Annotated in this window: 2 protein-coding genes; one reads left to right on the forward strand and one right to left on the reverse strand. The window is 55.4% G+C overall.

Features of this window, described 5'->3' with window-relative positions:
* Positions 1–73: 73 nt before the first annotated feature.
* Positions 74–442: a hypothetical protein gene (locus PYV61_RS26170; protein WP_000538659.1), complete on the reverse strand. Its 369-nt coding sequence runs from the start codon at positions 440–442 to the stop codon at positions 74–76.
* 31 nt (positions 443–473) lie between these two features.
* On the opposite strand from PYV61_RS26170, the gene PYV61_RS26175 reads away from it, so the two are divergent.
* On the forward strand, positions 474–665 hold the full coding sequence (locus PYV61_RS26175; protein ID WP_000165985.1) for a Rop family plasmid primer RNA-binding protein: 192 nt from the start codon (positions 474–476) through the stop codon (positions 663–665).
* Positions 666–764: the final 99 nt, after the last annotated feature.

Genomic DNA, 764 nt, shown 5'->3' on the forward strand with positions numbered 1-764 from the left:
CGGCCCCACGGGTGCGCATGATCGTGCTCCTGTCGTTGAGGACCCGGCTAGGCTGGCGGGGTTGCCTTACTGGTTAGCAGAATGAATCACCGATACGCGAGCGAACGTGAAGCGACTGCTGCTGCAAAACGTCTGCGACCTGAGCAACAACATGAATGGTCTTCGGTTTCCGTGTTTCGTAAAGTCTGGAAACGCGGAAGTCAGCGCCCTGCACCATTATGTTCCGGATCTGCATCGCAGGATGCTGCTGGCTACCCTGTGGAACACCTACATCTGTATTAACGAAGCGCTGGCATTGACCCTGAGTGATTTTTCTCTGGTCCCGCCGCATCCATACCGCCAGTTGTTTACCCTCACAACGTTCCAGTAACCGGGCATGTTCATCATCAGTAACCCGTATCGTGAGCATCCTCTCTCGTTTCATCGGTATCATTACCCCCATGAACAGAAATCCCCCTTACACGGAGGCATCAGTGACCAAACAGGAAAAAACCGCCCTTAACATGGCCCGCTTTATCAGAAGCCAGACATTAACGCTTCTGGAGAAACTCAACGAGCTGGACGCGGATGAACAGGCAGACATCTGTGAATCGCTTCACGACCACGCTGATGAGCTTTACCGCAGCTGCCTCGCGCGTTTCGGTGATGACGGTGAAAACCTCTGACACATGCAGCTCCCGGAGACGGTCACAGCTTGTCTGTAAGCGGATGCCGGGAGCAGACAAGCCCGTCAGGGCGCGTCAGCGGGTGTTGGCGGGTGTCGG

This window comes from Roseisolibacter sp. H3M3-2, from assembly GCF_029211165.1.
In the GTDB taxonomy this organism is placed as follows: domain Bacteria; phylum Gemmatimonadota; class Gemmatimonadetes; order Gemmatimonadales; family Gemmatimonadaceae; genus Roseisolibacter.